The 25640-nt window shown below is 68.1% G+C and carries 25 protein-coding genes; 16 read left to right on the top strand and 9 right to left on the bottom strand.

Features of this window, described 5'->3' with window-relative positions; translation table 11 throughout:
* Positions 1-21: 21 nt before the first annotated feature.
* The 3 genes from NDI56_RS11605 to NDI56_RS11595 all read right to left on the bottom strand — a co-directional run bounded on the left by NDI56_RS11605 (position 22) and on the right by NDI56_RS11595 (position 1301).
* Positions 22-429: a hypothetical protein gene (locus NDI56_RS11605; RefSeq protein WP_310919696.1), complete on the bottom strand. Its 408-nt coding sequence runs from the start codon at positions 427-429 to the stop codon at positions 22-24.
* Positions 429-728 (bottom strand): amphi-Trp domain-containing protein, encoded by a 300-nt coding sequence (locus tag NDI56_RS11600; protein ID WP_310919695.1) that lies wholly within the window; start codon positions 726-728, stop codon positions 429-431. The genes NDI56_RS11605 and NDI56_RS11600 overlap by 1 nt, the downstream gene beginning before the upstream one ends.
* 378 nt (positions 729-1106) lie before the next feature.
* Complete coding sequence (locus tag NDI56_RS11595; RefSeq protein ID WP_166967680.1) at positions 1107-1301, bottom strand: cold-shock protein; 195 nt, start codon at positions 1299-1301, stop codon at positions 1107-1109.
* A 275-nt stretch (positions 1302-1576) separates the two neighbouring features.
* Here NDI56_RS11595 and NDI56_RS11590 point away from each other — a divergent pair, with 275 nt between their 5' ends.
* Both NDI56_RS11590 and NDI56_RS11585 read left to right on the top strand, forming a co-directional pair.
* Positions 1577-3289, top strand: coding sequence for an ATP-dependent DNA helicase (locus tag NDI56_RS11590; protein ID WP_310919694.1), 1713 nt, complete (start codon positions 1577-1579; stop codon positions 3287-3289).
* A gap of 351 nt (positions 3290-3640) precedes the next feature.
* Entirely contained in the window at positions 3641-4792 is a 1152-nt protein-coding gene (locus NDI56_RS11585; RefSeq protein ID WP_310919693.1) for a tubulin/FtsZ family protein, read from the top strand.
* 4 nt (positions 4793-4796) lie between these two features.
* On the opposite strand, the gene NDI56_RS11580 is transcribed toward NDI56_RS11585, so the two are convergent.
* A complete protein-coding gene (locus NDI56_RS11580) occupies positions 4797-5849 on the bottom strand; it encodes a class I SAM-dependent methyltransferase (protein ID WP_310919692.1) in 1053 nt (350 codons plus the stop codon).
* Positions 5850-5953: 104 nt separating this feature from the next.
* Here NDI56_RS11580 and NDI56_RS11575 point away from each other — a divergent pair, with 104 nt between their 5' ends.
* The 3 genes from NDI56_RS11575 (at position 5954) to NDI56_RS11565 (ending at position 9007) form a co-directional block, all read left to right on the top strand.
* A complete protein-coding gene (locus NDI56_RS11575) occupies positions 5954-7825 on the top strand; it encodes an asparagine synthase-related protein (RefSeq protein WP_310919691.1) in 1872 nt (623 codons plus the stop codon).
* Between the two features lie 66 nt (positions 7826-7891).
* Positions 7892-8023, top strand: a complete 132-nt coding sequence (locus tag NDI56_RS11570) for a hypothetical protein (protein WP_310919690.1) — start codon at positions 7892-7894, stop codon at positions 8021-8023.
* A gap of 12 nt (positions 8024-8035) precedes the next feature.
* Complete coding sequence (locus tag NDI56_RS11565) at positions 8036-9007, top strand: hypothetical protein (RefSeq protein WP_310919689.1); 972 nt, start codon at positions 8036-8038, stop codon at positions 9005-9007.
* Here the strand turns inward: NDI56_RS11565 and NDI56_RS11560 are convergent.
* Positions 8991-10124, bottom strand: coding sequence for a 60S ribosomal export protein NMD3 (locus NDI56_RS11560; RefSeq protein WP_310919688.1), 1134 nt, complete (start codon positions 10122-10124; stop codon positions 8991-8993). The genes NDI56_RS11565 and NDI56_RS11560 overlap by 17 nt on opposite strands.
* Before the next feature lie 7 nt (positions 10125-10131).
* Here NDI56_RS11560 and NDI56_RS11555 point away from each other — a divergent pair, with 7 nt between their 5' ends.
* Positions 10132-10527, top strand: coding sequence for an outer membrane protein assembly factor BamB family protein (locus NDI56_RS11555; RefSeq protein ID WP_310919687.1), 396 nt, complete (start codon positions 10132-10134; stop codon positions 10525-10527).
* 28 nt (positions 10528-10555) lie between these two features.
* Here the strand turns inward: NDI56_RS11555 and NDI56_RS11550 are convergent, their stop codons facing one another.
* The gene (locus NDI56_RS11550) at positions 10556-11449 is read right to left on the bottom strand and encodes an NAD-dependent epimerase/dehydratase family protein (RefSeq protein WP_310919685.1); all 894 of its coding nucleotides are present in this window, start codon (positions 11447-11449) and stop codon (positions 10556-10558) included.
* Positions 11450-11570: 121 nt separating this feature from the next.
* Here NDI56_RS11550 and htpX point away from each other — a divergent pair, with 121 nt between their 5' ends.
* From htpX to radA, 4 genes are all read left to right on the top strand, one after another.
* On the top strand, positions 11571-12443 hold the full coding sequence (htpX, locus tag NDI56_RS11545) for a zinc metalloprotease HtpX (protein WP_310919684.1): 873 nt from the start codon (positions 11571-11573) through the stop codon (positions 12441-12443).
* A 123-nt stretch (positions 12444-12566) separates the two neighbouring features.
* Entirely contained in the window at positions 12567-13184 is a 618-nt protein-coding gene (pspAB, locus tag NDI56_RS11540; protein WP_310919683.1) for a PspA-associated protein PspAB, read from the top strand.
* 3 nt (positions 13185-13187) lie between these two features.
* On the top strand, positions 13188-13601 hold the full coding sequence (locus NDI56_RS11535; protein WP_310919682.1) for a hypothetical protein: 414 nt from the start codon (positions 13188-13190) through the stop codon (positions 13599-13601).
* Positions 13602-13722: 121 nt separating this feature from the next.
* Positions 13723-14772 (top strand): DNA repair and recombination protein RadA, encoded by a 1050-nt coding sequence (radA, locus tag NDI56_RS11530; protein ID WP_310919681.1) that lies wholly within the window; start codon positions 13723-13725, stop codon positions 14770-14772.
* Between the two features lie 423 nt (positions 14773-15195).
* Here the strand turns inward: radA and NDI56_RS11525 are convergent, their stop codons facing one another.
* Together NDI56_RS11525 and NDI56_RS11520 are read right to left on the bottom strand one after the other, a co-directional pair.
* On the bottom strand, positions 15196-16299 hold the full coding sequence (locus tag NDI56_RS11525) for an aldo/keto reductase (RefSeq protein ID WP_310919680.1): 1104 nt from the start codon (positions 16297-16299) through the stop codon (positions 15196-15198).
* 71 nt (positions 16300-16370) lie between these two features.
* The gene (locus tag NDI56_RS11520; RefSeq protein ID WP_310919679.1) at positions 16371-17378 is read right to left on the bottom strand and encodes a CPBP family intramembrane glutamic endopeptidase; all 1008 of its coding nucleotides are present in this window, start codon (positions 17376-17378) and stop codon (positions 16371-16373) included.
* Between the two features lie 151 nt (positions 17379-17529).
* Between NDI56_RS11520 and NDI56_RS11515 the strand changes: the two genes are divergently transcribed.
* From NDI56_RS11515 to NDI56_RS11490, 6 genes are all read left to right on the top strand, one after another.
* Positions 17530-18432: an acyltransferase gene (locus NDI56_RS11515; RefSeq protein ID WP_310919678.1), complete on the top strand. Its 903-nt coding sequence runs from the start codon at positions 17530-17532 to the stop codon at positions 18430-18432.
* 80 nt (positions 18433-18512) lie between these two features.
* Positions 18513-18761, top strand: coding sequence for a DUF7577 domain-containing protein (locus NDI56_RS11510; protein WP_310919677.1), 249 nt, complete (start codon positions 18513-18515; stop codon positions 18759-18761).
* 30 nt (positions 18762-18791) lie between these two features.
* Positions 18792-19499: an Nmad3 family putative nucleotide modification protein gene (locus NDI56_RS11505; protein ID WP_310919676.1), complete on the top strand. Its 708-nt coding sequence runs from the start codon at positions 18792-18794 to the stop codon at positions 19497-19499.
* A 74-nt stretch (positions 19500-19573) separates the two neighbouring features.
* Entirely contained in the window at positions 19574-20260 is a 687-nt protein-coding gene (locus NDI56_RS11500; protein ID WP_310919675.1) for an RAD55 family ATPase, read from the top strand.
* On the top strand, positions 20257-20667 hold the full coding sequence (locus NDI56_RS11495; protein WP_310919674.1) for a DUF8057 family protein: 411 nt from the start codon (positions 20257-20259) through the stop codon (positions 20665-20667). Before NDI56_RS11500 ends, NDI56_RS11495 begins: the two co-directional genes overlap by 4 nt.
* A 19-nt stretch (positions 20668-20686) precedes the next feature.
* Complete coding sequence (locus tag NDI56_RS11490) at positions 20687-20869, top strand: hypothetical protein (protein WP_310919673.1); 183 nt, start codon at positions 20687-20689, stop codon at positions 20867-20869.
* A 27-nt stretch (positions 20870-20896) separates the two neighbouring features.
* Here NDI56_RS11490 and NDI56_RS11485 read toward each other — a convergent pair whose 3' ends face one another.
* Positions 20897-25612, bottom strand: coding sequence for a PKD domain-containing protein (locus NDI56_RS11485; protein WP_310919672.1), 4716 nt, complete (start codon positions 25610-25612; stop codon positions 20897-20899).
* Positions 25613-25640 lie beyond the last annotated feature (28 nt).

Genomic DNA, 25640 nt, shown 5'->3' with positions numbered 1-25640 from the left:
TCGCAACCCGGCGGTGCCCCTCTACACCCCCGGGATGCCGAAGGCGTCGGTCGCGATACCCAGCAGTGCGAGCCCGTAGAGGATCAGCACCGCGACGAGCCAGGCGAGGAAGGCGATGCCCAGCGCCGTCCCCCAGCCGCCGGGGTACTGCCAGTTGATGACGGCGACCCATGCGAGGAGCATCAGCACCGGGCCGAGCAGCGGAATCCAGCCCAGAAACACGCCCACCAGCGCGTAGACGAGCGCGCCGATCAGGGCCGTGACGGCCGCGCGCCGGAACCCCGTGTCCCGGTCGACGAGCACCTGTGCCCCAAGCGCTATCGCCACGGTTCCGACGAGGAAGCTCACGAGGAAGACGAGGACGCCACTGACGACGGCCGCCGTCTCGACGCTCGCCTGCAGCACCGGCCCCGCCAGTGCGCCGGACATCACTCCCGCTCCGCGCCTCCCGTGGTGCCCCCGCCGGTCGTCGCTTCCGCGGTCGCCTTCGTGGGCGTCCATCTGAACCGCAGCTCCAGTTCCTCGACGTCCTTCCGAAGGCGTCGGGACCGCTCTGTCACCGTCGCCTCCGTCGCGATGCGCTCGGGCGGCGAGAGCCGAACGCGCTTGTTCCCGATAGCGACGCGGATGCGGTCCTTGTCAGCGTCCAGCTCGTCGGCGATCGAGCGCAGGAACTGTGCGGTCTCCGCTCTGGTCAGCTCCGTCTCGTGACTGGTCGTGTCTGCCATCGGTACCGACAGCTACGAGCTGTCAACTAATTAACACTGGGGAGATGGGGGGTGTCACAGCGGAGGGGGGACCGCTGTGAGGGCAAAGAGGGCCGGTGGCGGGGACACCGCCGGCACTTTCGGGTTCGGTGCGGGTTCCCCTATATCCCACCCCAGCGTTGCAGGCCCAGCAGTTCGGCCCCGGCTTTTATATACAGTCGCTCGGCGAGCGCCGGTCCGGCACGGCGACCGCTCGTCGGTGAGCGTCGATAAAACAAAGTATCAGATGTGGTCGCCGAAGCGACCGGAGATCCGAGTATACTGGTGGCTGTAACGAACGAAAGTAATTCGCCACCCATCGGGGTGGCGAATATCTCTGCGAACTTACAGCCGGCAGTATTAGTTGCGGACGACGTTCGTCGCGCGGGGGCCCTTGTCGGCCTGTTCGATGTCGAATTCGATCTCCTCGCCTTCTTCGAGGTCCGGACCGCCAACGTCCTCCATGTGGAAGAAAACGTCCTCGTCCGCGTCCTCAGTCGAGATGAAACCGTAGCCGCCAGTGTCGTTGAAGAAATCAACCTTTCCGTTTGCCATTGCAATCAAATGTACAGGGGGTATATGTATAAGAGTTGCGAGGGTGCCATTATCACGACCGTGTGTATGTGACCACGGGGCACGACACGACGGGCTTGCGCGCCGTCCACGCCACCGTCGGCCGATTTTCGCGAGCGAAGGGTGACGGTCTCACGCCGAGAGTGTCAACACGGCACACGATGGGGCCACGGCCGAGTCGGCGAGCGGGCGGAGACGGCGCTGTTCGAGCTGTGGCGACTGGAAAGGTTTAGGCCCACCCGGCCGTTCGCTCCGGTGTGTACCCCGCGCGGATTCACGACGAGTTCCCGGCCCCGAGCCATCGGGGGAACCAGAAGCAGGCGCTCGCCGACATCCGCGCGGCCTTCGAGCGCGGCAAGGACGTCGTCCTCGTCCGCGCCCCGACGGGCAGCGGGAAGTCCCTGCTCGCGCGGGCTATCGCCGGCTGTGCCCGGACCGCGGGCGAGGCCGCCCCCGAACAGGTCGTCGACGCCTACTACACGACGCCGCAGGTCTCACAGCTCGACGACGTGGCCGAGGACAGTCTGTTAGAAGACCTCTGTGTCATCCGTGGGAAGAACAACTACGACTGCATCCTCCCGGGGGAGACGGACACGCCGGTCAATCAGGCCCCCTGTGTCCGCGAACGGGAGTTCGACTGCCAGGTGAAACACCGGTGTCCGTACTTCTCGGACCGCGCTATCGCCTCGAACCGGCGCATCGCCGCGATGACGCTCGCGTACTTCATGCAGACCGCCGGCAGCGACGTGTTCGGGAAGCGCGACGTGGTCGTCGTCGACGAGGCCCACGGCTTGGGCGAGTGGGCCGAGATGTACGCCACCATCGAGCTGTCGCCCTCGACGATTCCGTTCTGGGGCGAACTCGACGTCCCCGACCTCGACGGGCTCGACGAGGCCGTCAGATTCGCCGAGCGCATCGAACACGTCACCGAACGGCGGGTCAAAGAGCTGCGGGGCAACGCCGAACTCACGCCCGACGAGGTGGCAGAGCGGGACTCGCTGAACAAACTCCGCAGCGACCTCTCGTGGTTTCAGGAGGACTACCGGGACCCCGAGAGCGCGACCACGTGGGTCGTCGACCAGAACGGCGGCGAGGGCGCGCCGGTGACGGTCAAACCGATGAACCCCGAGAAGTATCTCAAACACACCGTCTGGGACCGGGGCAACCGGTTCGCCCTGCTGTCGGCGACCATCCTCAACAAGGACGCGTTCTGTCGGAACGTCGGCCTCGACCCCGCCGACGTGGCCCTGGTCGAGGTCGGTCACACCTTCCCCGTCGAGAACCGCCCGCTGTACGACGTCACGCAGGGGAAGATGACCTTCGAACACCGTGACGACACCCTTCCGAAAGTCGCGCGGGCCATCGTCCGGGCGATGGCCCGCCACCCCGACGAGAAGGGGCTGGTCCACTGTCACTCCTACGCGATTCAGGAGCGACTGGACGAGCTGTTGACCGACTTCGGCGTCGGCTCGCGCGTGCGCAGCCACGACACCGAGGACCGCGACGGCGCGCTCTCGGCCTGGAAGCGCAGCGACAACCCCGACCTGTTCCTCTCGGTGAAGATGGAGGAGGCTCTGGACTTGGAGGGCGACCTCTGTCGCTGGCAGGTGCTGTGCAAGGCGCCGTATCCCAACACCCGGGACTCACGGGTCGCCCGCCGGCTGGAGGACGGCCAGTGGGGCTGGTACTACCGGACCGCGCTCCGAACCGTCATTCAGGCCTGTGGGCGAGTCGTCCGGGCGCCCGACGACCACGGCGCGACCTACCTCGCCGACAGCTCGCTGCTCGACCTCTTCGAGCGCGCCCGGACGGACATGCCCGACTGGTTCGGGGCGCAGGTGGACCGCGTCTCCGAGCCGGCGCTTCCGGAGTTCTCCCCGGAGCAGGCGCTCGCGGGCTCGAAACGTCGGCACGACCGCTCGCGGTCCCGGTCGAGCGGTACCCACCCCCTCTCGGACGTCTGGGACTAGATCAGGAACGAGGCGCCGTAGATAAACGACGAACCGACCATCAGGAAGACGAGAATGATGGCGAGTATCTGCTGTCTGTTCATGGCACCCCTTTCGCCGACAGCCAATTAGGCGTTACGACGCCCGCTGACTCCAGCGTGAGCCGCGGTCGTCCCGGGGAACGCGGGGCGGGGTTCGGTCGGCAGCGTCATCGGCCGCACAGAGCGGGTTCGATACGACGGGTATCTCCCGAGCTCTGACACGAATCTGGCCGGGCTCTCGTCCAATCTCGACCGGAAAGCCGGCGGAAGCGCCCGACTTCCGGCCGAATCGTTCCATACTGTTAAGCCGACAGTCCCACACTGTCACCACATGCGTCTCGCACTTCTCGGGGTCGGACAGGCCGGCGGCAAGGTGACGGATGCGTTCTTAGAGTACGCCGACCGGACTGACAGCGACATCGTCGTCGACGCGCTCGCGGTCAACACGGCCAAGGCCGACCTGCTCGGCCTCGAACGGGTTCCCGTCTCGAAGCGACTGCTCATCGGGACCGACCGCGTCAAGGGCCACGGCGTCGGCGCCGACAACGAACTCGGGGCCGAGATCGCCGCCGACGACAGCGACGTGGTCATGGACGCAGTCGCGGGGATGCCCACCCACGAGATAGACGCGTTCATGCTCGTCGCCGGGCTGGGCGGCGGCACGGGGTCGGGCGTCGCGCCGTATCTCGCGAAGGAACTGCGCCGTCGCTACGAAGAGCCCGTCTACGGGCTTGGGCTGCTGCCCGGCAAGGACGAGGGCGGCATCTACACGCTCAACGCCGCCCGCTCGTTCCAGACGTTCGTCCGCGAAGTCGACAACCTCGTGGTCTACGACAACGACACGATGGCGAGTGGCGCCGACAGCCTCGCCAGCGGGTTCGCGAAAGCGAACGAGGAACTGGCCCGCCGCTTTGGCGTCCTCTTCGCCGCCGGCGAGACCGACGGCACGGCGGTCCCCGAGCAGGTGGTCGACGCCAGCGAGATAATCAACACGCTGGGCTGTGGCGGCGTCTCGACCTTCGGCTACGCCAGTTCGCCAATCGAGCGCAAACGCGGGCTCTTCGGCGGCAAGGGCCGCGCCGACGTCAGCGACGCCACCCCGCGCATCCTCGCTTTGGTGCGTCAGGCCACGCTCGGGCGCCTCACGCTCCCCTGTGAGATTACCAGCGCCGAGCGCGCGCTGGTGGTCGTCGCCGGCCCGCCGGAGATGCTCTCCCGAAGCGGCGTCGAGAAGGCCCGAACGTGGCTGGAGGAGGCCACCGGGACGATGGAGGTCCGGGGCGGGGACTTCCCGGTGCCCGATGCCGACGAGGTCGCGGCGGCGGTGTTGCTCTCCGGCGTGAGCGACATCCCGCGGGTCAAGGAGCTGCAGGCGGTCGCCATCGAGACCCAGCAGTCGATGCGCGAGCTCAGCGAGACGGCCGACGACCGCCTCTCGGACCTGCTGTGGAGCGGTGACGGCGACCTGAAGCCGCTGTTTTGAGCCCCTACTCGATTCTCGCGTCCACGACGACGTGGGCGACGCCCTCGCTGTGGCTCTTGACGCGTCTGGTGTCCAGCACCTCGACCGAGCGGCCCGCAGCGACCGCCGCGGCCGTCAGGCGCTCGACGGGGCGCTCGAACACCAGCGCCTCCGGGGTCGTCTCGTGGACGTGGACGACCCCGCCGGGTGCGAGCGCGTCGAGGGCGTGGTCGAGATACGCGTAGCCGCCGTCGCCGTCCGGCTCGCTCGCCTCGTAGTGGCCCATCACCACGCGGTCGACCGGGCCGCCGTCGATGCCCGCCTCGACGACGTCACGACAGTCCGCTCGGTAGGGGTGGACCAGCCCGTCGACGCCGTTGCGCATCGTGTTCTCGACGAGATAGCGGAAGGCCGTCGGGTTGTGCTCGACGGCGGTGACCTCCGCGCCGGCCCGGGCCATCGGGAGCGTGAAGTAGCCGATGCCGGCGAACATGTCGAGCACCCGCTCGCCGGCCTGCACCCGCTCGCCCATCCGGGCCCGCTCGGCCTTGTTCCCCGGTGAGAACATCACCTCGGCGAGGTCCAGCGCGTACTCGGTCCCGTGTTCCGTGTGGACCGTCTCGGTGTCGCCCTCGCCGGCGATGACGGTCACGTCGGGCTCGCGGTGGACGCCGTCGATGCCGTTGCGAGCGAGCACCGTGTCGGCCTCGCCGTGCAGGGCGAGCAGCGCCTCGCCGACCGCCGCCGGCCGGGGCGTCTCGCCCAGTTCGACGAGGACGACGCTGCCGATGGCCGCCCACGAGGACGGGGCCGCGTCGATTTCGGCCTCGCTCCACCCGCGCTGGCGGAGGTGGTCCGCCAGGTTCCGCAGCCGCCGCTCGCCGACCTGCCGGACGACCTCGCGGACCTCGACGGTCTCGGGCGGCGCGGTCACGGGGACGGCGACGCTCTCCGCGTCCCACGGCTGGACGCTCCGGTCGGCGTCGTAGACCCCCTCCGTGTCGAGCGCGTCGATGACCGATTCGGTCCGTGGCTTGGCGACCACGACGGCGAGGTCGGTGCAGTCCTGTGATTCCACGTTGGCGGGTGGACGGACTCGACGGACAAACCGTTATCGTCACGCTCCGTTCGTGGCGAGCGCCGCCGAAAATTATTCAGCCGCCCTGCGGTAACTGCGTGCCAGTGAGTGGAATCAGCGCGGTGCTGTGTGGGGACGGCACCTCGGCGGCGCCAGCGGTTCGGCAGCTGACGGCGGCCCAGTCCCATCGGGGGCCACAGGGGTCGGGGTACTGGTGTGGCGACGCCGTCGCACTCGGCCACCAGCACAACTGCACGCTCCCCGAAGCCCGCGGCCGGTCGTTCCCGAGACAGGTCGACGGCGTCGTCGTCACCGCGGCCCTGCGGCTGGACAACCGGGCCGAGCTGTGCGCGGCGTTCGGCGTCGCGAGCGAGGTGCCCGACACCGACCTCGTCGCCCACGCCTACCGCCGCTGGGGGGTCGACTACCCCCGTCACCTCGTCGGCGCGTTCGCAGCCGTCGTCTGGGACCCCGAGCGTCGACGGCTCGTCTGTGCCCGGGACCACATGGGTGTCAAGCCGGTGTACTACGCCGAGACGGCCGACGGCGGCGTCGCGCTCGCCTCGGAGCCGGGGCCACTGCTGGGACTCGACGGCGTGCGGTCGGCCCCGGACGAACACCGAATCGGCGACTTCCTGGTGGGCCGGTTCGCCGACTCCTCGCGGACGTTCTACGAGGACGTCTCGCGGCTCCCGCCGGCCCACCGGCTGGTCGTGACCGACGACGGGCTCGACCGCACGCGGTACTGGTCGCTCTCCGAGGTCGACCCGCTGCCCGAGGCCCACCGCTCCGCCTACGACGAGCGGTTCCGGGACCTGTTCGAGCGGGCGGTCGCCGACCGCCGCCGCAGCGTCGGGCCGGTGGGGTCGCTGCTCTCCGGCGGGCTGGACTCCTCCTCGATAGCCGGTGTCGCCGCCACACAGCGAGCCGCGGCCGGAGCGCCGCCGCTGCGGACGTTCTCGGCCGTCTTCGACACCGTCGAGGCCTGCGACGAGGGGCGCTACATCGACGCTGTCCTCGGCAGCGGCGCCTTCGACCCCCACTACGTCGACGGCGACGGAATCGGCCCGCTGGTCGGGCTCGACAGGCATCTCGACCACCGCGGCCAGCCCTACTACCCCTCGCTGTGTATGCTCATCTGGCGGCTGTTCGAGGTCGCCGGGCAGTGTGACACCGGCGTCGTGCTCAACGGCTACGGGGGCGACCAGACGATGGGGTCCGACGTTCGGGGCTACCTCCGCGGGCTCCTCGGCCGCGGACAGCTCCCGACGTTCGCCCGCGAGTTCCGGGGGTATCTGGACAACTACCCGTGGCTCGACGCCCGGGACGCGCTGTGGGACGACATCGCTCGACCGCTGGTGCCCGACCGGCTCCGGCGGCTCTACCACCGGCGCTTCGACGAGGCGGACTACCTCGACATGGCGTTTGCGCCGCTCGACGGCGGGTTCGCCCGTCGGTCCGGGCTCGTCGACCGCATCGCTGCCGACCAGCGCCGCGGCCAACCGCGGACACAGCGGGCGATTCGCCGGCGGGCGCTGACGACGGACGAGCCGGCGTTCAACCTCGAACTCAACGATATCGCGGGGGCGGCACACGGCGTCGAACCGCGGTTCCCGTACTTCGACAAGCGGCTCGTCGAGTTCGCCGTGGCGCTCCCGCCCGGACACACCGTCAGCGACGGCCTCGACCGGACCATCGTCAGGCGGGCGCTGGCAGACGTCCTGCCCGCGGCTGTCCGCGACCGGACCGACAAGGCCGAGTTCTCGCCTAACGTCGTCTACGGCCTCCAGCGATACGACACCGACCTCGTCGAGCGGACGCTGGCCGACGGCGAGCCGGCAGTCGGTCGCTATCTCGACGGCGACGCGCTCGCGAACGCCGTCGGGCGGCTCCGGAACGGCCTGACCGCGAGCGACGCCAGAACCCTGGCCATGGCGACGACGCTCGAACGGTGGCTACAGCGAATCCCCTCGTAACGCGGCGTATATTCCGGGGTCTACTGGCCGTAATCTTCTTGTATCCGGCCGCCAAGATACGAGCATATGAAAGCGTACGAACCCCCCGAAATCGCGACGCTCGGTCCCATCGAAACGGTCACTGAAGGACGGCACTTCTCCCGCGTCGACGGGAACTCGGGTACGACCGGCAACAACGGCCGCGGCCTGGGCAACTAACTGCCGGGCGGCGTGACACCCACGGTACCGACGGACGCTCAGCCCCGCGAATACACTGTTTTCGACCGGCGGGTTCGGTCCTCGATACGGCTCCCGTCGCTTCGGGAGCCGGGCGACAGCGGACACGTCGGCCCCGAAATACGCATCGACCGCGGGTCCCTCCCCGCGGACCCGACCGAGATTCCCGACCCCTCGACTCGTGTCTACGCCGACCCCGAAGGGGAGTTCACCGTCCACGAGACGGCCTCCGGGACGTTCTACTGGTTCTACGACGGCGTCGGGACGCTGCGGATTCGTGACGGCAGGGAGCTGACGCTGTCACCGGTACCCGAGAGCACCGCGGCTGCTCGACGGCGGTTCGTCCGGGGGCCGGGTCTGCGGTCGGCACTCGTCCAGCAGGGGGCCGTCGTCTTGCACGCGAGCGCAGTGGTTATCGACGGCCGCGCCGTGGCCTTCGCGGGTCCGTCCGGACGCGGGAAGTCGACCACTGCCGGTGCGTTCCTCGCCGCCGGGCACGACCTGCTGACGGACGACGTGCTCCCGTGTGACCCGGCCGGGAGGCCAGTCGTCCCCTCGGGCGCACCGTCTCTCAGCGTCGACGCCCGCGCGAGCGCGGCGCTGGGGCTCGGCCAGTCGAGCGAGGCGACGGCCGAAGTGGCGGTCGAGGACCGCTTCGCAGCGGGCACGTACCCACTGGCGGCGGTGTATCTCCTGACCGACGGGGCCGACGTCGATATCGAGCGACTGTCGGCCCAGCGGGGGGTCTTCGGGCTCCTCAAAGCGAGCTACGCCATCTATCGGGCCACGGACCGGACGGCACAGCAGGCACACCTCGACGCCTGCGGGACGCTGGCCGATGCCGTCGACGTCTGTCGGCTCACCCGGCCGCGCTCGCTGGACGCACTTGAGACACTCGTAGCGAGGGTCGAACGCGACCTCGCCGAGCGCCCTGCCCCCGACTCGGACGTCACTCCCCGTCGGTAGCGTCGTCGGCCGCCGGCAGCACGTGCAGGCCGGCGCGGCTCTTGACCACCGGCACCTCGTCGGCGTCGGTGTCGAGATAGTCCGGCCGCGGCACGGTCTTGCTCTCGAACGTCTCCGGGTCGAGCACCTGCACGGCGTTTTCGTCCTCGACGGCGACGAGCGTCGTCGGCTCGCCGTCGTCGCGGAAGCCGAGCCGGTCGGCGTCGGGGGCCTCGCCCTCCTCGAACTGGGCCTCGTACTTCTCACCGGTCGCCAGCCGCACGCCCTTGAGGTTCCCCTGGACCGAGCGGACGAGGACGGGGCCGTCGCCGTCCTCGGGGTCGATGAGCTCGCCCTGTCGGTACCGCGGCAAGCGGACCGCGTAGGTCATCCGGTAGAGCTTCTGGCCGTCCTCGTCCTCGGTGATGAGGCGCTTCGAGTCGGAGTAGCCCCCGCCCAGCTGGGCCGTGATGCGCTTGGCGATGCCGTGGCCCATCTGGTTGGTCGATATCTTCATGTTCAGCCCGTCGTCGACCTCGTTGGTCTCGGTGATGAAGGCGTTGCGGTCGCCGGTGGCCTCGCGCTCGGCGACGTACTCCTCGGCGATGGTCTTCGCCCGGTCGACCTCGTCGTCGGTCGGGTCCCGCTCGTCGGCTCTGACCTGCACGACGCTGGCGAACGACCCTCCGGCGATCTTCCCGCAACGCTTGCAGGTCTCGCGAGCGATGCGCACGGGGACGCTGACCTGCTCGGTGATTGGGATGCCCCGGACGACGCCCGAGAACTCCGTGTGCATCCGGATGTTGTTCTGGTCGAGCTGCTCGGGCGCGACCTGCCACTCGACGGCCTCGGCGTCGACGTGGACGCCCAGCGCCTCGCTGACCTGTTCGACGGCGATGTCGGTGTAATCTTCGGCGCCCACGTCGACCCAGCGGTTCCCCTTGTGGACCGCCCCACACTGTGCACACACTCGGACCTCGATGGTCTCGGGGGCGTCCACGAGGTCGAACTCCTCGAAGTAACAGGCGTCACAGAGGACCCGCTCGGAGTCCCGCTGTGTGCCCGGGAGCTCGGGGCGGTCCTCGGGTGGCTCGAACTCGTCGCCACACTTCGGACAGAAGGCTCCAGACCGGCTCATTGGGGGAGTGTACTGGGTTCAGTGGGTTACGTATTGCGTTCCGTCGGCTGCCGACCTCGACAGCGGTTCACAGAGCTGGACGAGCGATGCGAACGCCGAGCGAACTGAGCCCTCGACCACTGGGACCGACGACGCAGTGTTCGTCTACCCGCAATGGCTGGCAGACGCGTTCTGCGCGCTCGATGCCGAAACTGGGGACGTGCGATGGACGCAGGAGGGCGTCGGTTCGACCACCTTCCCACCGGTCGTGCTGGATTTGGTAGTCGCCATCACCGATGGCCTCGGCGCGGAGGCGCGCGAACCCACCACCGGGGAGCAACTCGGTCGAGCGATTCCTTCGAGCACCGGGACGGACCGGACCGTCGTCACGTACGATACGAGGGCGGTCGCCTACAGACTCTGACCGGCTTGGGACGACTGTCCAGCGGGCGTCACTCCGCGAGCAAATTCGGCCCGTCGATCTCCTCCGCGGCCGCCTCCCGCCACCCGTACTCGGGCGACCAGTCCAGCAGTCCGTCGGCTTTCGCCGTCGAGAGCGCCGACTGCTCGCCGTCGAGCGCACAGCGGGCGGGCAGGTCGCCCCAGAACTCCTCGACCAGGTCGGCGGTCGGACGCCCGACGTAGTTCTCGGCCGCGGCGGCGTGGAACGCCTCGTGGCCGTCGAACTCGGCGTCCAGCGCCGCGGCGACGATACCCGCCACGTCCCGCACGTCGACGTACGACCAGCAGTTGCCCGCGCCGCCCGACAGCTCGCTCTCGGCCACGTCCCGGCAGTTGTACTCGCCGGGGTACTGAATCCACGACGGGCGAATCGAGGCGACGCTGACGCCGTCCCGGCGGGCGACCATCTTCGCGACTTCCTCGCCGGCCACCTTCGAGGTGCCGTAGGGGTCCTCGGGGGCCATCGGATGGTCCTCGTCCATCGGGAGATACGCCGGCGGCGGCGTCTCCTCGGCGAAGGCCATACCGTACGCGCTCTCGGAGGACGCCCAGACGACATCGGCGCCGGCGCGGCCGGCGGCGTCGAGGACGGTGTACGTCGCCTCGATATTGGTCTCGAACACCCGGCTCCCGGCGTGGCGCTCGGGCGACGGGAGCGCGGCCCAGTGGACGACGCCCGCGGGGTCGCACTCGCTGACGAGGTCACGCACCTCGCCGCCGTCGGTCACGTCGACGGCCCGGAAGTCGATGCGCTCGCGTTCGGGGACCTCCCAGCCGGGGTGGTCGAGGTCGACGCAGACGACGCGGTACTGCTCGGCGAGGCGGTCACAGAGCCAGCGCCCGGAGCGACCCAGGCCACCGGTGACGACGACTGTCTCGGTCATGAGATGGCGTTGTGTCCACGGCCACAAATGCGTGCGGGCGACGTGACAGCCGGGCGACGTAGGTCGTGTGGTGTGGGCACACGATAGCGGGGTTTTAGCCGCTTGGTCACCTAGGCAACATATGCAGTGGCAAACCGACTGGGGCCTCCGAGGGCGGATGGCTCTGACGATGTTCCTCCTCTTCGGGCTGTACATCGTCTTCATCGGCGTCCTCGCGGTGTCCTTCGATAGCATCGCAGTCGTCGTCCTCGTGATGGCGCTGTTCATGGGCGCGCAGTTCTTCTTCAGCGACAAGCTCGCGCTGTACTCGATGGGCGCTCGCAAGGTCGACCCCGACGAGTACCCGGAACTACACCGCAGCGTCGAACGCCTCGCCCAGCAGGCCGACCTGCCCAAACCCACGGTGGCCGTCGCCGACTCACGGACGCCGAACGCCTTCGCGACGGGGCGCTCGCAGGACAGCGCCGCCGTCGCCGTGACGACGGGCATCATGGACCTGCTCGACGAGGAGGAACTGGAGGGCGTGCTCGCCCACGAGCTCGCCCACATCAAGAACCGCGACGTGATGGTGATGACTATCGCCTCCTTCCTCTCGACCATCGCTTTTCTCGTCGTCCGCTGGGGGTGGCTGTTCTCCGGCGGGCGGTCTCGTGGCGGCCAGCAGCAGGCGCCCGTCTTCGTCGCCATCCTGCTGTCGCTGGTGGTGTGGATACTGTCGTTCCTGCTCATCCGTGCGCTCTCGCGCTACCGCGAGTTCGCCGCCGACCGCGGCGGGGCCTCCATCACTGGTCGCCCCGCGGCGCTCGCGACGGCGCTGACGAAAATCGACAGCGGGATGGAGAAGGTCCCCAAGGACGACCTTCGGGGTCAGTCGGAGATGAACGCCTTCTTCATCATCCCCATCCGCTCGGGCTTCGTCGGCCGCCTGTTCAGCACGCACCCGTCGACCGAGAAGCGCATCGAGCGGCTTCGACAGCTAGAGCGAGAACTCTGAGCCCGACTCGCGACCGCTGCGCTGTCCGCCGCCACCAGTATCGCTGTTTTCATCGAGCGCCACCCGCAGACGCCACGTTGCTGGAACGACAACCACCTTACCCGTCGCGCTCGATACACCGCTATGGGACTGCTTTCCGGACTCAAGAGCGTCCTCGGCATGCGCGCGGAGGCCGACGCGACGCGGGACGCCGACCCGGACGACCTCTTTGGCATGTCGACGGCCTACGTGACGATGGAGGCCGACCTGGGCTACGCGCCGACCGGTGACGCCGCGCTCTGTTTCGGCGACGTGGACAGCACGGACTTTCAGGCTGCTACCGACGAGGTCGAGGCCATCCTCGACGCGGGCGAGGCCGAGACCGGTACCGAGGCGGAGTTCACCGGCGACAGCCACGGCTATCGCTGGGTCGTCCTCCACGACGACGACTTCGACGACCTCGTCACCTCTATCCACTTCGCCGCGGACACCCTCATCGAGCGCCGCTATGGCTCGCGGCTGCTGGCGGCGCTCTTTGCCTTCGAGGACGAGCGGACTGGCGACCGCGTCTACTGGGTGTACTCCTTCCGCCGGGGGGCCTACTACCCGTTCGCACCGGACCCCGACACCGACCACGAGCGCGACCAGGCGGCGGAGTTCAAGCTGGAGAGCAAGCTCGGCGGCGAACTCAGCCTCGAAGACGACAAGGCGTACTGGTACCCGCTGTGGCCCGACCGCGCGGGCGACCACCCGTGGGAGTGACCGATGTCAGTCCGTGACATCGCCGTCTACGACCACCTGCGCTCGACCGACCCCGACGACGACGCCGTCTACCGCGTCGTCGGCACCGACACTGGGACCGTCACGCTCCTGCGTGTCTCCGACGACGACGGCCGGCGGGCGCACACGGGCGAGGTCGTCACCCGCGAGACGCTGGATTCGTTCGAGCCGGCCGAGAATCCCGACGGGAACCGCTCGGTCGGCACTCGTCTCCGCTCGGTGGCAGATGCCGCCTACTGGGCGTTCCGGACGAGCGGCCCGCTCATAATCGCCGGCGTGCTCCTCGCCGTGGTCGGAACCCTCGGCAACGTGGGACTGGTGGCGCTACCGCCGCTTGCCGGCAACGGTCTCCTCTTTGCCGGCTTCGGTTGCATCGTCCTCGCTATCGTCCTCGACTGACTCCCCCCTTCCCTTCTAAACGTCCCGATTCCGTCGCCGCTCACCCCGATTCTGTCCGGCGATTTCACTTTCACCATACTGTTAACGGGGGTTTATATCCCATCGGACGTAAGTCACGTTCATGTCCGAAGCAGCAGACCTCGAAGACCTGCCAGGTGTCGGTCCGGCCACAGCAGAGAAGCTCAAAGACAACGGCTTCGACTCCTATCAGGGAATCGCGGTCGCCTCCCCAAGCGAGCTGTCGAACACCGCCGACATCGGCGAGTCCTCCGCCTCCGACATCATCAACGCCGCCCGCGACGCCGCCGACATCGGCGGCTTCGAGACCGGTGCGACAGTACTGGAGCGGCGCGAACAGATCGGGAAGCTCTCGTGGGGCGTCGACGAGGTCGACGAGCTACTCGGCGGCGGCGTCGAGACCCAGTCCATCACCGAGGTGTACGGCGAGTTCGGTGCGGGTAAGTCACAGGTGACCCACCAGCTGGCCGTCAACGTCCAGCTCCCGGCCGAACACGGCGGGCTGGAGGGCAGCGCCATCTTCATCGACTCCGAGGACACGTTCCGCCCCGAGCGTATCGAGCAGATGGTCGAGGGACAGGACGACGAGGCGCTCGAAGACATGATGCAGCTCCACGGCATCGTCGGCGAGGACGAGGCCGCCGACGCGACCGACGACGCGCTGATGGCCGACCTCGTCGAATCCGTCCTCGACAAGATTCACGTCGCGAAGGCGTTCAACTCCAACCACCAGATTCTGCTGGCCGAGAAGGCTCAGGAAATCGCGAGCGGCACGCAGGACGACGAGTTCCCCGTTCGACTGCTCGCGGTGGACTCGCTGACGGCTCACTTCCGTGCCGAGTACGTCGGTCGCGGCCAGCTCGCCGACCGACAGCAGAAGCTCAACAAGCACCTCCACGACCTGATGCGCGTGGGCGACCTCAACAACACCGCTGTGCTGGTCACCAACCAGGTCGCCTCGAACCCCGATTCGTTCTTCGGCGACCCGACCCAGCCCATCGGTGGCAACATCCTGGGCCACACCTCCACCTTCCGTATCTACCTCCGGAAGTCCAAGGGGAACAAGCGCATCGTCAAACTCGTCGACGCGCCGAACCTCCCCGACGGCGAGGGCGTCATGCGCGTCGAGGGTGCCGGCCTCAAAAACGAGTAACCCCGGACGAGCGGTCCCGTTTTTCGGCGTTTCGCTGCCGACGAGCGACGGCATCGCCGGCACATCCTGTGTCGTGTCCCCACGCCCCGAACCCCTTCGTTTCGTGTCGAACCCGCCGCCGTCTGGCGTCTTTCGTCCGTCTGACACACCGGAGTGAAAGTGATTCTCACGCGGGCGAATCGCCGGACGGCGATACATCTCCTGTCGAAATAGGGGGGTTGTGAGCAAAAACCATACGACGGCGAACTGATTCGACTGGTCGTCGAGGGGTATGTTCTCGACTGCAGATTCGGGTGGTCCGCCGGCCGTCGGTCGGTCACCCGTCCGGTCTGCCGTGGACTACGCGTCGGCGATAAACGCCTCCGTGACTAGTCCCCGCCCGGTCTGCCGTGGACTACGCGTCGGCGATAAACGCCTCCGTGACTAGTCCCCGGCAGACTTCATCCCAGTCCCGTCCAGGTCCTCGCCGCCGACCGAGGAGCGCAGCGCGTCCATCCCGTCGTCGCGGTCGACACCGAAGTTGTCGGCGTAGAGCGACTGGACGCGGTCGTACTCCGCCTCGGAGAGTGGCGGCGTGTCGGGCGCGCCGGCCCACTCGTCGATGTCGGCGTTGGTGCGGAAGGTGGGAGTGACGGAGGCGACCTCGTCGTGGGCCAGCAGCCACTGGATGGCGGCCTGGCCCATCGTGCGCTCGCCGTCTCGTTCTCGCGGCTCGTCACCGCTCGAACCGTCCGCGGAACTGCGTTCCGCGCGTTCGAGGAACCGCAGCGTCTCCAGCTTCTCGAAGCCGGTCTCGTACCACTCGGTCGGCCGGTGAGCGCGGTGGTCGTCGGCCTCGAACTCCGTCTCGGGCGTGACCTGCTCGTTCAGAAGCCCCGAGGAGTGGGGGACCCGCGCGAGCACCGACGTGTCGGCGTTCCGCTCGCGGATCGTGTCGATGAAGTGCTGGCCGGGGGTCTGCTCGAAGAGGTTGAAGACGGTCTGGAGCGCGTCGAACTCGTTGGCGACGGCGGCGTCGCCGTCGGCCAGCCAGCCGATGGAGGGGCCGAGCGCCCAGCCGATGGCCTCGACCTTGCCTTCCTCGCGGAGCTCGTCGAGCGTCTCCAGCACGTCGGGGGTGACTTCGTCGACGTTGGCGTTGTGGAGCATCAACAGTTCGACGTGGTCCATGTCCAGTCGGTCGAGCGAGCGGTCGAGCGCCGTCCGAATCCACTCGGGCGTGACCTTCTTCGGCAGTTCGCCGTGGCCGGCCTGTGGGTTGTTGTAGAAGTCGTAGCCCACCTTGGTCGAGACGGTGACCTCGTCTCGCACCTCGGCCAGCGCCTCGCCGACGAGTTCCTCGCTGTCGCCGTGGCCGTAGACGTCGCCGGTGTCGAAGAAGGTCACGTCCCGGTCGACGGCGTGTTGCACCATCTCGATGGCCTGGTCCCGCGTCCGGTCGCCCCACCAGTCCGTCCCGACGACCCAGGCGCCGAAGCCGACTTCCGAGACCTCGATTCCGGTCGACCCGAGCGTATCGTACTTCATGGGGGCGTGTTAGGACGGTGCGCACTTATCGGTCGTGGTTCGCCCGTCTCACACAGCCGCTCCGGGGTTCGTCACTCCCCGCCGCGCGTCGGAATCCGCAGGTCGGGGACGGCGATGGCGTCCAGAATCTCGACGCGGCCGTACTCCCGGCGGACCCACCAGTAGAGCGCGCCCGACCCGAGGGCCAGTATCGGCAGCGCGACGAGCCCGCCCTCCGGGCCGAACCCGCCGCCGGTCACCAGTTCGGGGCCCGTCGTCCGGGTCCCGACGAGCGCGACGCCGACGTCGAGTCCGCTGACCGGGAAGTCCCACAGCGCGAGGGTGTAGTTCCACGCGACGTGGAAGCCACAGGCGATACCGAGCCGGCCGGTGAGGACGTAGCAGGCCCCGAGTAGGAGGCCGTAGAGCGTAATGTTCCCGACGGAAAGCAGCGTGGCGTTGGGGTTGGTCCAGTGGAGGACGCCAAACAGCGCGCCGGTCAGGACGGTCGCGGCGACGGTCGAGGCCGCCTTTCCGATGAGGCCGGCCGCCCCCTCCGCGAGGTTCGTCAGGAGATAGCCGCGGACGATAATCTCCTCGGTGCTGGCCTGGACGACGAAGAACGGAACCAGCAACGCCAGGCGGAGCACGGCGCCCGTTCCGGCGAAGTAGAACGTGTCGCTGGGGCCTGTCGGGAGGGCGCCGGTGATCGTCGTGAACCCGACCGCGAGCTGGGCGAGCAGGACGGCCGTCGGGAGGGCGAACCCCAGCGCGACGCCGAACCCGGCGTCGCGCCACCATTGGCCGTCGACAGAGAGCCCGTAGTCGGCGAGGGAGCGCCGGTCGAGTAGATAGCCGATTCCGACGCCGGCCGCCACCGCCGCGAGGATGAGGCCGACTTGGCGGGCCATGGCGTACAGCGCGGCCAGCGGACCGCTCCGTGACGCCATCGGCAAAGTCAGATTCACCGCGGTGATGAGGACCCCCGCGAAGGCAAAGAGGAAGACCCAGAGGGAGATTCGCCACGGCGCCCGGAGCCGTTTCTCGGCGGGGTTGACGAGGTAGCCACGCACCTCCGTGATGAGGTCCGACCTGCTCATGGCGGTGGGAGGGACGGCGGCGATTTATATTGTCGGCCCGACGGCCGGGAACGATCCCGGACTCGTCGACGGCCGAGTGGTAACATCGGCGCCACCCGCTGGTGGCGACGTAACGGAAACCACTATTTGCCCCGGAGGCCACGGTTGTGACATGACGAAGCGCCACGTGTCGTTACCGCCGCTCGCCGAGGAGGGGCTCCGGAGTTTTATCCGCGAGGTAGACGAGCGACTCTCCGGCGAGGAGGACACCTGTGACGTGGTCACGGACGTGCTCATCGACCTCCACGGCGACCGGCAGGCCTACGAGCGCTGGCAGTCCGGCGAGGACGTCTCGCCCGCCGAACGCGTCCGCCTTCAGGGGTACGACCCCTGTAACACGACCCTGGAGAGCGAGTACTACGCCGAGAAAGACGAAGCGAAGTTCAAGCGCTCGAAACACCTCCAGTGGCTCTGGCGGCAGTTCGACGCGACGCCGATGGCCGACAACGTCGAGTTCGCGCTGCGCTTTCGCCGGATGCTCGCCGACCACCTCTTCGAGTCGTGTGGCGACAACTGCCGCTTTTTCAAGAACATCTCCTTTACCTACGGCCACAACATCGAGGTCGGCGACAACGTCGTCGTCCACGACGACGTCCACCTGGACGACCGGGGCAAACTCACCATCGGGGACCGCGTCTCTATCTCCGACGACACCCACATCTACAGCCACGACCACGACGCCGTCGACCAGACCCACATCGACAACTTCCACACCATCGTCGAGGACGACGTGCGCCTGACCTACGACTCGATGGTCCGGGCCGGCGTTCGCGTCGGCGAGAACGCCGTCCTCGCGGCGAAGTCCATCGCCGGCAAAGACATCCCCGCCCACCACATCGCCGCCGGCACGCCCGCCAAATCCATCGCCATCAAGGACGGCTGGGAGTCGGTCGCCGAACCGCTCGCGGACGCGAACGTCGACCGTCGCGCCGAGCGCGAACTCGACTACGAGGTCCCCGACGACATCACCGTCTTCGACGAGTTCCAGCGGGACCTCTCGCCGCCGGACCGCTGAGGCCGCTCGTCGGCCGCGTGAGTATCAGCGCTGATAACACGGCCAGAACAGCAAAGTAGTGTTCCCGCCCACACCCGTGTATGCAACCGTGGGTTTGGCTCACAGCGTACGTCCTCGGGTTCGGGCTGTTGCAGGTCGTGCTCTACCGGCATTTCAGCCGACAGAGCCCGTCCCCGGAGACGACCGAGGGGCGTGTCACGCGGGCGGACGGCGGCCGAACGGTCGCCGCCGAAGCTGCCGCCACCGTGACGTGCCAACACTGTGGCACCGAAAACGAGTCCCATCGGATGATTCGGTACTGTAGCGCCTGTGCCGAGTCCCTCCGGTAGCCCTTTGTCCGGACGCCGCGACCGTCGACCATGCGGAGCGTCGCCATCAACATCGGTGCGAACACAAACGAACCGGGCTTTCGCGGCCCGCTGTACCCCGACGGGTCCTTCGAGTATATCCCGATTCCCGAGGCCAAACCGACCGGCGAGCCGGTGTCGACCTACGCCGACCTCGACCTCGCGACCGACGTGCGGAGCGTGGCCGACCGGCCGGTCCACCTCGACCCCGAGTTCCCCGAGGCCGGTGGGGAGCGGTACACGTACGGGGACGAACACGGGGTCAAGGCCGGGCCGCTCTCGGAGCTGTCGGCCGGTGACTACCTGTTTTTCTACGCGACCCTGTCCACGACCGGCGACCGGCCCGACTGGGCGCCACCGACGTGGGGCGCCCACGTCATCGGCCACTTCCGACTGGCGCGCGACCCAGTGACGGGTGCGGGCTACCGGGCGCTCCCCCCCGAGGAACGGGCCGTCTTCGACTCGAACGCCCACGTCAAACGGGCCGACTTCGACGCCCGCGTGCTCCTGCTGGGGGACCCCGAGGTGTCGCGGCTGTACGAGACGGTCGTCCCGCTGTCTTCGCCAACTGGCGGCACCGACGCCAACTGGCTGGTCACCGACCGCTCCTCGGACTCGGGGAAGGGGCCGTGGTGGCGCCGGCCGATGCGGTTCGACGAGGCCGGGACGACGACGCTGCTCGACCTCGTCGACGAGCATCCACGCGCCGTCGTCGCGTGACTCGGGCCGGGAGAGTTATCACTGGTGAAAACCAGACACGAACACATATGTCCGGACGCGCGCATGCTGGCAATATGCGCATCTCCAGCGGGGTCCCCGGATTCGACGAGCTCATCCAGGGGGGGTTGCTGCCCGACCGGCTGTACGTCGTCAGCGGCCCGCCCGGCAGCGGGAAGACCACCTTCTGCTCGCAGTTCATGACACAGGGCGCCAAGGAAGGCGAGACCTGCCTCTACGTGACGATGCACGAGACCAAAGAGGAGCTGATGCAGGACATGGCGGGCTACGACTTCGGTTTCGACCGGGCGATGCAGTCCGACGCCGTCCAGTTTCTCAACCTCGTCACCGAGAGCGGCAAGCGGACTATCACCCAGTTCGGCACAGAGGGCGGACTGACCAACCGGCTAGTCTCCTACATCGAACAGAACGACATCCAGCGGGTGGTCATCGACTCGACCATGCTCCTCCAGCACTTCATGAACGACGTCGACAGCGAGATTACGGGCTTTCTCTCGGCGCTGAAACAGACCGACACGACGACGCTGCTCATCTCGGAGATGACCGACCCCTCCTCCTACAGCGACGAGCACTATCTCGCACACGGCGTCATCTTCTTCCACAACTTCCTGGAGGGCGGGAGCATGACCCGTGGCGTCCAGGTCATCAAGATGCGTGGCACCGCTATCGACTGTGACATCCGCAGAATCTCCTTTACCGACCGCGGCCTGCAGGTCCACGCCGACGAGAAAATCGACACATGAGCCGCTACGAGGGCGAGTTCGACACCGGATGGGACTCGCTGGGGAAGGACGACGCCACGAACCGCGCCTACGCCATCGGCGTCGCCGAGCGCCTCGGGGAGTTCAATCGCGAGGAGCTCGAAGCCATCTACACCGAGATGGACTCGGCGTACCACCGGAGCATGGTCGAACTGGCCTACGAGGAGGGCCGCAACGAGGCGAAGGCGGCCACTGACGCCGACAGCGACGACGCCGACGCCGTCTGGGCCGAACTGGTCGAGGGCGAGAAGACGGTCATCGACGGGGACGACGTGCCCAGCCGCGGCCGGGACAGCCTCCCCGAGGCGCTCGATTCGGGCGAGTTGCTCGACAAACAGGACGTCGACAGCACCGAAGCGGTCGACCGGCCCGACTTTCTGGACCGGTGACGGACATGTCCGCCCGACGGTGGGCGACATGGGTCCGATGGAGTACGGCAAGCAGCTGGCCGAGAAGCTGTCCACGGCCACGGGGATGGTGCTACCGCTTGGCATCCTGCTTGCGGCCGTCCCGTCCACTGCGGGCCAGATGATGACCGGACTGTTCCCACCGGTGCCGGGAGCGATACGACGGCGGACAATCAGTCAGTGACGGCATGGGTGAGACGTAGCCGCCCGTTCACCGCCGCAGTCGGGCGACGAGGGCGACTGCCAGTATCGCCATGATGGCGACGACGGGACCGAAGCCGGGCCCGCCCGCGCCGGTCGCGGTCGGAGTCCGGCCACCGGAGCCGCCTGCCGTACTCCCACCGGCGGTGTCGGTCGACGGCGTCTCCGACCCAGTCGCTTGCGGTGACTCGACGGCCGTCAGCGCGAACGGCGAGAAGCCGCTGGTCACGGCCTCGACCGTCACTCGCTCGCCCGTCCGGTTCACGACGCTCGTCTCCAGCACTTCCCACGACCCGTCGACGTAGTGTGCGACGCGGACCGCGCCCGCGTCCGTCCCGGACGCCCGCAGGTCGGCCCGCGAAAGCCGCATCCGGGCGGTTACCGTGGCGTTCGTCATCGACGGCGAGCCGGTGAGCTGGAGCGCAGCGAGGGGCTGGCCCGGAACGCCCGAGGGCACCGAGTCGCTACCGGCGAACTCGGTCACGGTGACGGTGCCACGCAGTTCGGTCTCGGGGCCGACCCGAAGCGACGACACGGTCGCGTTCTCGCTGAACCGGACCGTGACGGGGCCGGACTGGTTCGTCCGGACGGTCAGCCGCTCGGCGTAGGTCGGCGTCGCGTCCGCCGGCAGGTCGACGGCCTGGCGAATCGCCGAGGCGCTCTCGAAGACGGTACGTTCGACGCTGGCGGCCGAGGAGACGGTGAGCGTGACCGTCGCGCGGTCGGTCTGGCCGCCGTGGGTCACCTCGTAGGTGAACGCGTCCGTCCCGGTGAAGCCGTCGGTGGGCGTGTAAGCGAACGAGCCGTCCGGCTGGAGGTCGAGCGAGCCGTTCGCCGGTCCCTCGACGACCGATACGGAGTAGAACCGCAGTTCCTCGGCGAGGACGTCGTTGCCAAGCACGCCGGTGCTCGCGGACGCGTCCAGGCTCGACCCCGGCGAGAGGCGATACGTGTCGGTCTCTGCCGTCGGCGCGTCGGCCGGACTGCTCGGGGCGCCGCCACCGCCGCCACCGCCGGTGTTTTCGACCGTCACGGTCAGCGTGTCCGTGTCGGTGTTGCCGCTCGTGTCGGTCACGGTCAGCGTGACCGTGTCGGTCCCGGGGTCGGCGTAGGTGTGGGTGACGTTCCGGCCGGTGACATCGGTCGTGCTGTTGCCTTCGATGTCCCACGCGTAGCTCGCTATTCGGCCGTTGTCGGTCGAGTTACCGGCATCGAGCGCGACCGGGATATCCTCGTCGACGGTCTGGTTCGGTCCGGCGTCGGCGGTCGGGTTGGTCGTGTCGGCGACGCTGATAGAGACCGTATCGGTCGCAGTGTTGTCGGCCTCGTCGGTGACCCGAAGGACAGCGGTGTACGTGCCGGGGTCGGCATAAGTGTGGGTGACGTTCGCGCCGGTGGCGTCGTAGCTGCCGTCGCCGTCGACGTCCCACTCGTAGGCGGTGACGTCGACGTTGTCGGTCGATGCGGTCCCGTCGAGGGTGAACGCGGTGTCCTCCTCGCCGGCGGTGTCGCTGTTGCTCGCATCGGCGGTGGGTCCGGTCAGGTCCGTGACGGTGACCGTGAGGGTGTCCGTGTCGGTGTTACCCGCCGGGTCGGTGACGGTGAGTGCGACGTCGTAGGTCCCGGGCGCCCGGAAGGTGTACGACGGCGCGATGCCGGTGGCCTCCGTCGTACCGTCGCCGTCGACGTCCCATTCGTAGGCGGCGATGTCGCCGCTCGAACCGCTCGCGTCGAACGCGACCGGCCTGCTATCCGCTACCGTCCGGTCGGTGCCGGCGTCGGCTATCGGCGCTTCGTTGTCGATGGTGTAGCTATCGCCGTTCACACTCCCGTCGCTCTCGCCGCTGGTGCCGACACCGCCGAGCGAGACGCCGCTGTCCGCGGCAGTGATGCCGTCGTCGTCGACGAGGTCGAGTCGGAGGTCGCCCCCGCCGGTGATGGCGTCGACGGTGACGGTGTAACTGCTCCCGGAGCCGCTGACCCCGGAGACGGCCCCTGTCACGTCGCCACTGGCCTGTGTCACGGTGAAATCACCGGTGCCGACGCCGGTGACGCTCTCGGAGAAGGTCACGTCGAAGTCGATGCTGTCTGCGCTGGTCGGACTCGTACCTGCCCGCGTGATGGCGTCGACTTCCGGTGGGTCGACGACGGTAACGGCCGACGAAATCGTGACGGTCTCTCCGACTTCGTCGTCGTACTTCCAGGCGAACGCCGGGGCGTAATCGCCCGTCGTGTCTCCGGTAAACGAGAACGTCGCCTGGCCGCTCGCGTCGGTGACCGCCTCGCCGGAGAGTCCCGCGAGCCCGTCGGCGTTTATAACCTCGATGCTCACCCCTTCGGCGGGACTGTCCTCGCTATCCGTCGCTGCCACGGTGATGGTCCCGCTCTCGTTCTCGCCGACTGTCGGCGCTGTGGCGTCGAGTGAATCGACCGTGAGTGCGTCGACACCCTCCCACTGGAGACGAGGATAGCTGCTGGTGGCGGTCCACGTCGAGTCGAAGTCCAGCCCGGGCATGGTGTCGTAGACGGTGTCGCCCGTGGCGTTTGCCGCCGGGGCGCTATCGCCCGTCGACCCGAAGCCCACGAGGCCGTTCGTCGCGCCAAAAGCCGCCCCGATCGCAGTTCCTTGGTCCGTCGTTCCCCTGTCCCAGTAGGCGTTTTCGACGGTCGCGCTGCTGCTGCTTTCGCCGAGCAGCCCGCCGACGGTGCCGTCGGTGCCACCGACAGCACCGGTCGCGTACGACCGTCTGACCGTTCCGCTGGAGGTCGCGGCGACCAGCCCGCCAACGATTCTCCCACCCGCCGTCACGTTGCCGGTCGCGTAGGAATCTACGACCGTCCCGCCTCCCTCGCCACCGACCAGCCCGCCGGCGTAGGCGTAGGACCCCGTCGAACCGGTCACGTCGCCGGTCGCGTAGGACTCCCTGACCGTCCCGATATTGGTACCGGCTACCCCGCCGACATTGACAGCGGTCGGATTGGAAACGTCGCCCGTGGTCCCGGACCGTTTGATCGTCCCCTGGTTGAAACCCACGACTCCACCGACGTTTCTGCCGTTCCCGGTCACGTCGGTGGTCACAGTGGCCCCACTGACAGTGCCCTCGTTTTTCCCGGCGACCGCGCCGACGGCACCGCCACCTGCGACCGTCCCGCCGTCGAGTTGGACGTTCGTGACCGTCCCGTCCGAACCGACAGCACCGAACAGGCCGACCGGGGAGGTTCCCGGTCGGTCGATAGTCAATCCAGAAATCGCGTGGGTGTCGCCGTCGAAGGTACCCGTGAGCGTGGTATCGAAGTCACCGATAGGGTCGAACCCGTCGCCGTCGTTCCACTCGGCCGTCTCGCTCGCGTCGATATCCTCGGTCAGCACGTAGTTGTTCCCGAGTCCCCGATTCTCGACACACTGGAGTTTGTAGAGGCTATCGACCTCGTAGTACGTCTCGCCGTCAATCTCCCGTGTCGACCAGGAGAGGCTGGCACAGTCCGCTGCCGTCGGTGCAGTCTCCGTCGTGATTCCCTGCGCTCGCAACTGCACGGTCCGGTCGAGCGCCCGCAGAATCGGATAGCCGTCCTTCGCCGCGTCCGGGTCATCGCTCTCGACCGTCTCCCACGTGGTCGTGAAATCGAGGCCGGGCATGTTCGTCTCTGCGCTCTCACCTTGCATCTCGGGGGCGGGGGCGGTATCAGTCGTCGCGCCGAAACCGCTGACTTCGGTCACGGCTATCGAGTCATCTCCAGTCGCACTCGCCTCGTTCGTCGTTCCCACGTCCCAGTAGGCCTGTTCCACGGTCGTATCAGAAACAGCAGTGCCAGCGACAAGGCCACCGATACCTTGGGTCTCGTCGTCGATACTGAGGGCACCCGTGGCGTAGGAACGCAGAGTCGTTCCGCCGTCATCTGCTTGGTAGGACCCGACCAGCCCACCGACGAACCAGCTCGCAGTGACTGTTCCAGTGGCGTAGGAATCCGCTATCGTCCCCGTCGAGACCCCGACGAGCCCGCCGGCAGACGTGCCATCGAAACCGCCTCCCTCCCCGACGACGGCCCTCGCAGCGAAGGAGTGATTAACCGTCCCTCGGTTGTACCCGACCAGTCCGCCAACCCAATCGTTCGCACGACTGCGTTCCCCGCTGGCGTAGGCGCGACGGACGGTCCCGTCGTTCTGTCCGACCAGTCCGCCGGCCCGATAGCTCCCGATGACTTCACCAGTGGCGTGGGAATCCTCGACCGTCCCGCCGTTTCTGCCGACTAGCTGTCCGACCCGCTCCCCTCCGGTGACAGAGCCGCCTTCGAGTCCGACGTTCCGAATCGTTCCCGCCGGCCCGACCACGCTGAACAGGCCGACATCGTTCGTCCCCCCTCGGTCGATGGTCAGTCCCGAAATCGTGTGGTTGTCGCCGTCGAAGGTGCCCGTGAACTCGCCACCGATCGGGTCGAACCCGTCACCGTCGTTCCACTCCGCGGTCTCGCTCGCGTCGATGTCGCCCGTGAGTTCGTAGTCGCCGTCGAGCCCCTGCTTCTCGACACACTGCAGTTGGTCCACCGTGCCGACCTGGTACGGGTCGGCAGCGTTGCCGGCCCCGCTATAGCTGACCGTGGCACAGTCCGGTGCGTTCGCGGCCGCCGCGACGCCGACGAACCCGAGGTTCGCGGCCGCGAACAGCGACGTCGCCAGCACTACCGAGAGTGTGACCGCACGCAGTCGCGTCGCGCTCGTCCCCGTCACGCGCCAACCCTCTTCCCCAGTTTCCGCT

It is taken from the genome of Halomicroarcula saliterrae (genome assembly GCF_031624395.1).
Lineage (GTDB): Archaea > Halobacteriota > Halobacteria > Halobacteriales > Haloarculaceae > Haloarcula > Haloarcula saliterrae.
This window is presented reverse-complemented; position numbering and strand designations above follow the sequence as displayed.

Excerpts from the sequence above, each read along its gene's own strand:
- NDI56_RS11605 (WP_310919696.1), bottom strand. The coding sequence starts at position 429 with ATGTCCGGCGCACTGGCGGGGCCGGTGCTGCAGGCGAGCGTCGAGACG.
- NDI56_RS11600 (WP_310919695.1), bottom strand. The coding sequence starts at position 728 with ATGGCAGACACGACCAGTCACGAGACGGAGCTGACCAGAGCGGAGACC.
- NDI56_RS11595 (WP_166967680.1), bottom strand. The coding sequence starts at position 1,301 with ATGGCAAACGGAAAGGTTGATTTCTTCAACGACACTGGCGGCTACGGT.
- NDI56_RS11585 (WP_310919693.1), top strand. The coding sequence starts at position 3,641 with ATGCGTCTCGCACTTCTCGGGGTCGGACAGGCCGGCGGCAAGGTGACG.
- NDI56_RS11570 (WP_310919690.1), top strand. The coding sequence starts at position 7,892 with ATGAAAGCGTACGAACCCCCCGAAATCGCGACGCTCGGTCCCATCGAA.
- NDI56_RS11560 (WP_310919688.1), bottom strand. The coding sequence starts at position 10,124 with ATGAGCCGGTCTGGAGCCTTCTGTCCGAAGTGTGGCGACGAGTTCGAG.
- NDI56_RS11550 (WP_310919685.1), bottom strand. The coding sequence starts at position 11,449 with ATGACCGAGACAGTCGTCGTCACCGGTGGCCTGGGTCGCTCCGGGCGC.
- htpX (WP_310919684.1), top strand. The coding sequence starts at position 11,571 with ATGCAGTGGCAAACCGACTGGGGCCTCCGAGGGCGGATGGCTCTGACG.
- pspAB (WP_310919683.1), top strand. The coding sequence starts at position 12,567 with ATGGGACTGCTTTCCGGACTCAAGAGCGTCCTCGGCATGCGCGCGGAG.
- NDI56_RS11535 (WP_310919682.1), top strand. The coding sequence starts at position 13,188 with ATGTCAGTCCGTGACATCGCCGTCTACGACCACCTGCGCTCGACCGAC.
- radA (WP_310919681.1), top strand. The coding sequence starts at position 13,723 with ATGTCCGAAGCAGCAGACCTCGAAGACCTGCCAGGTGTCGGTCCGGCC.
- NDI56_RS11525 (WP_310919680.1), bottom strand. The coding sequence starts at position 16,299 with ATGAAGTACGATACGCTCGGGTCGACCGGAATCGAGGTCTCGGAAGTC.
- NDI56_RS11520 (WP_310919679.1), bottom strand. The coding sequence starts at position 17,378 with ATGAGCAGGTCGGACCTCATCACGGAGGTGCGTGGCTACCTCGTCAAC.
- NDI56_RS11515 (WP_310919678.1), top strand. The coding sequence starts at position 17,530 with ATGACGAAGCGCCACGTGTCGTTACCGCCGCTCGCCGAGGAGGGGCTC.
- NDI56_RS11510 (WP_310919677.1), top strand. The coding sequence starts at position 18,513 with ATGCAACCGTGGGTTTGGCTCACAGCGTACGTCCTCGGGTTCGGGCTG.
- NDI56_RS11505 (WP_310919676.1), top strand. The coding sequence starts at position 18,792 with ATGCGGAGCGTCGCCATCAACATCGGTGCGAACACAAACGAACCGGGC.
- NDI56_RS11500 (WP_310919675.1), top strand. The coding sequence starts at position 19,574 with ATGCGCATCTCCAGCGGGGTCCCCGGATTCGACGAGCTCATCCAGGGG.
- NDI56_RS11495 (WP_310919674.1), top strand. The coding sequence starts at position 20,257 with ATGAGCCGCTACGAGGGCGAGTTCGACACCGGATGGGACTCGCTGGGG.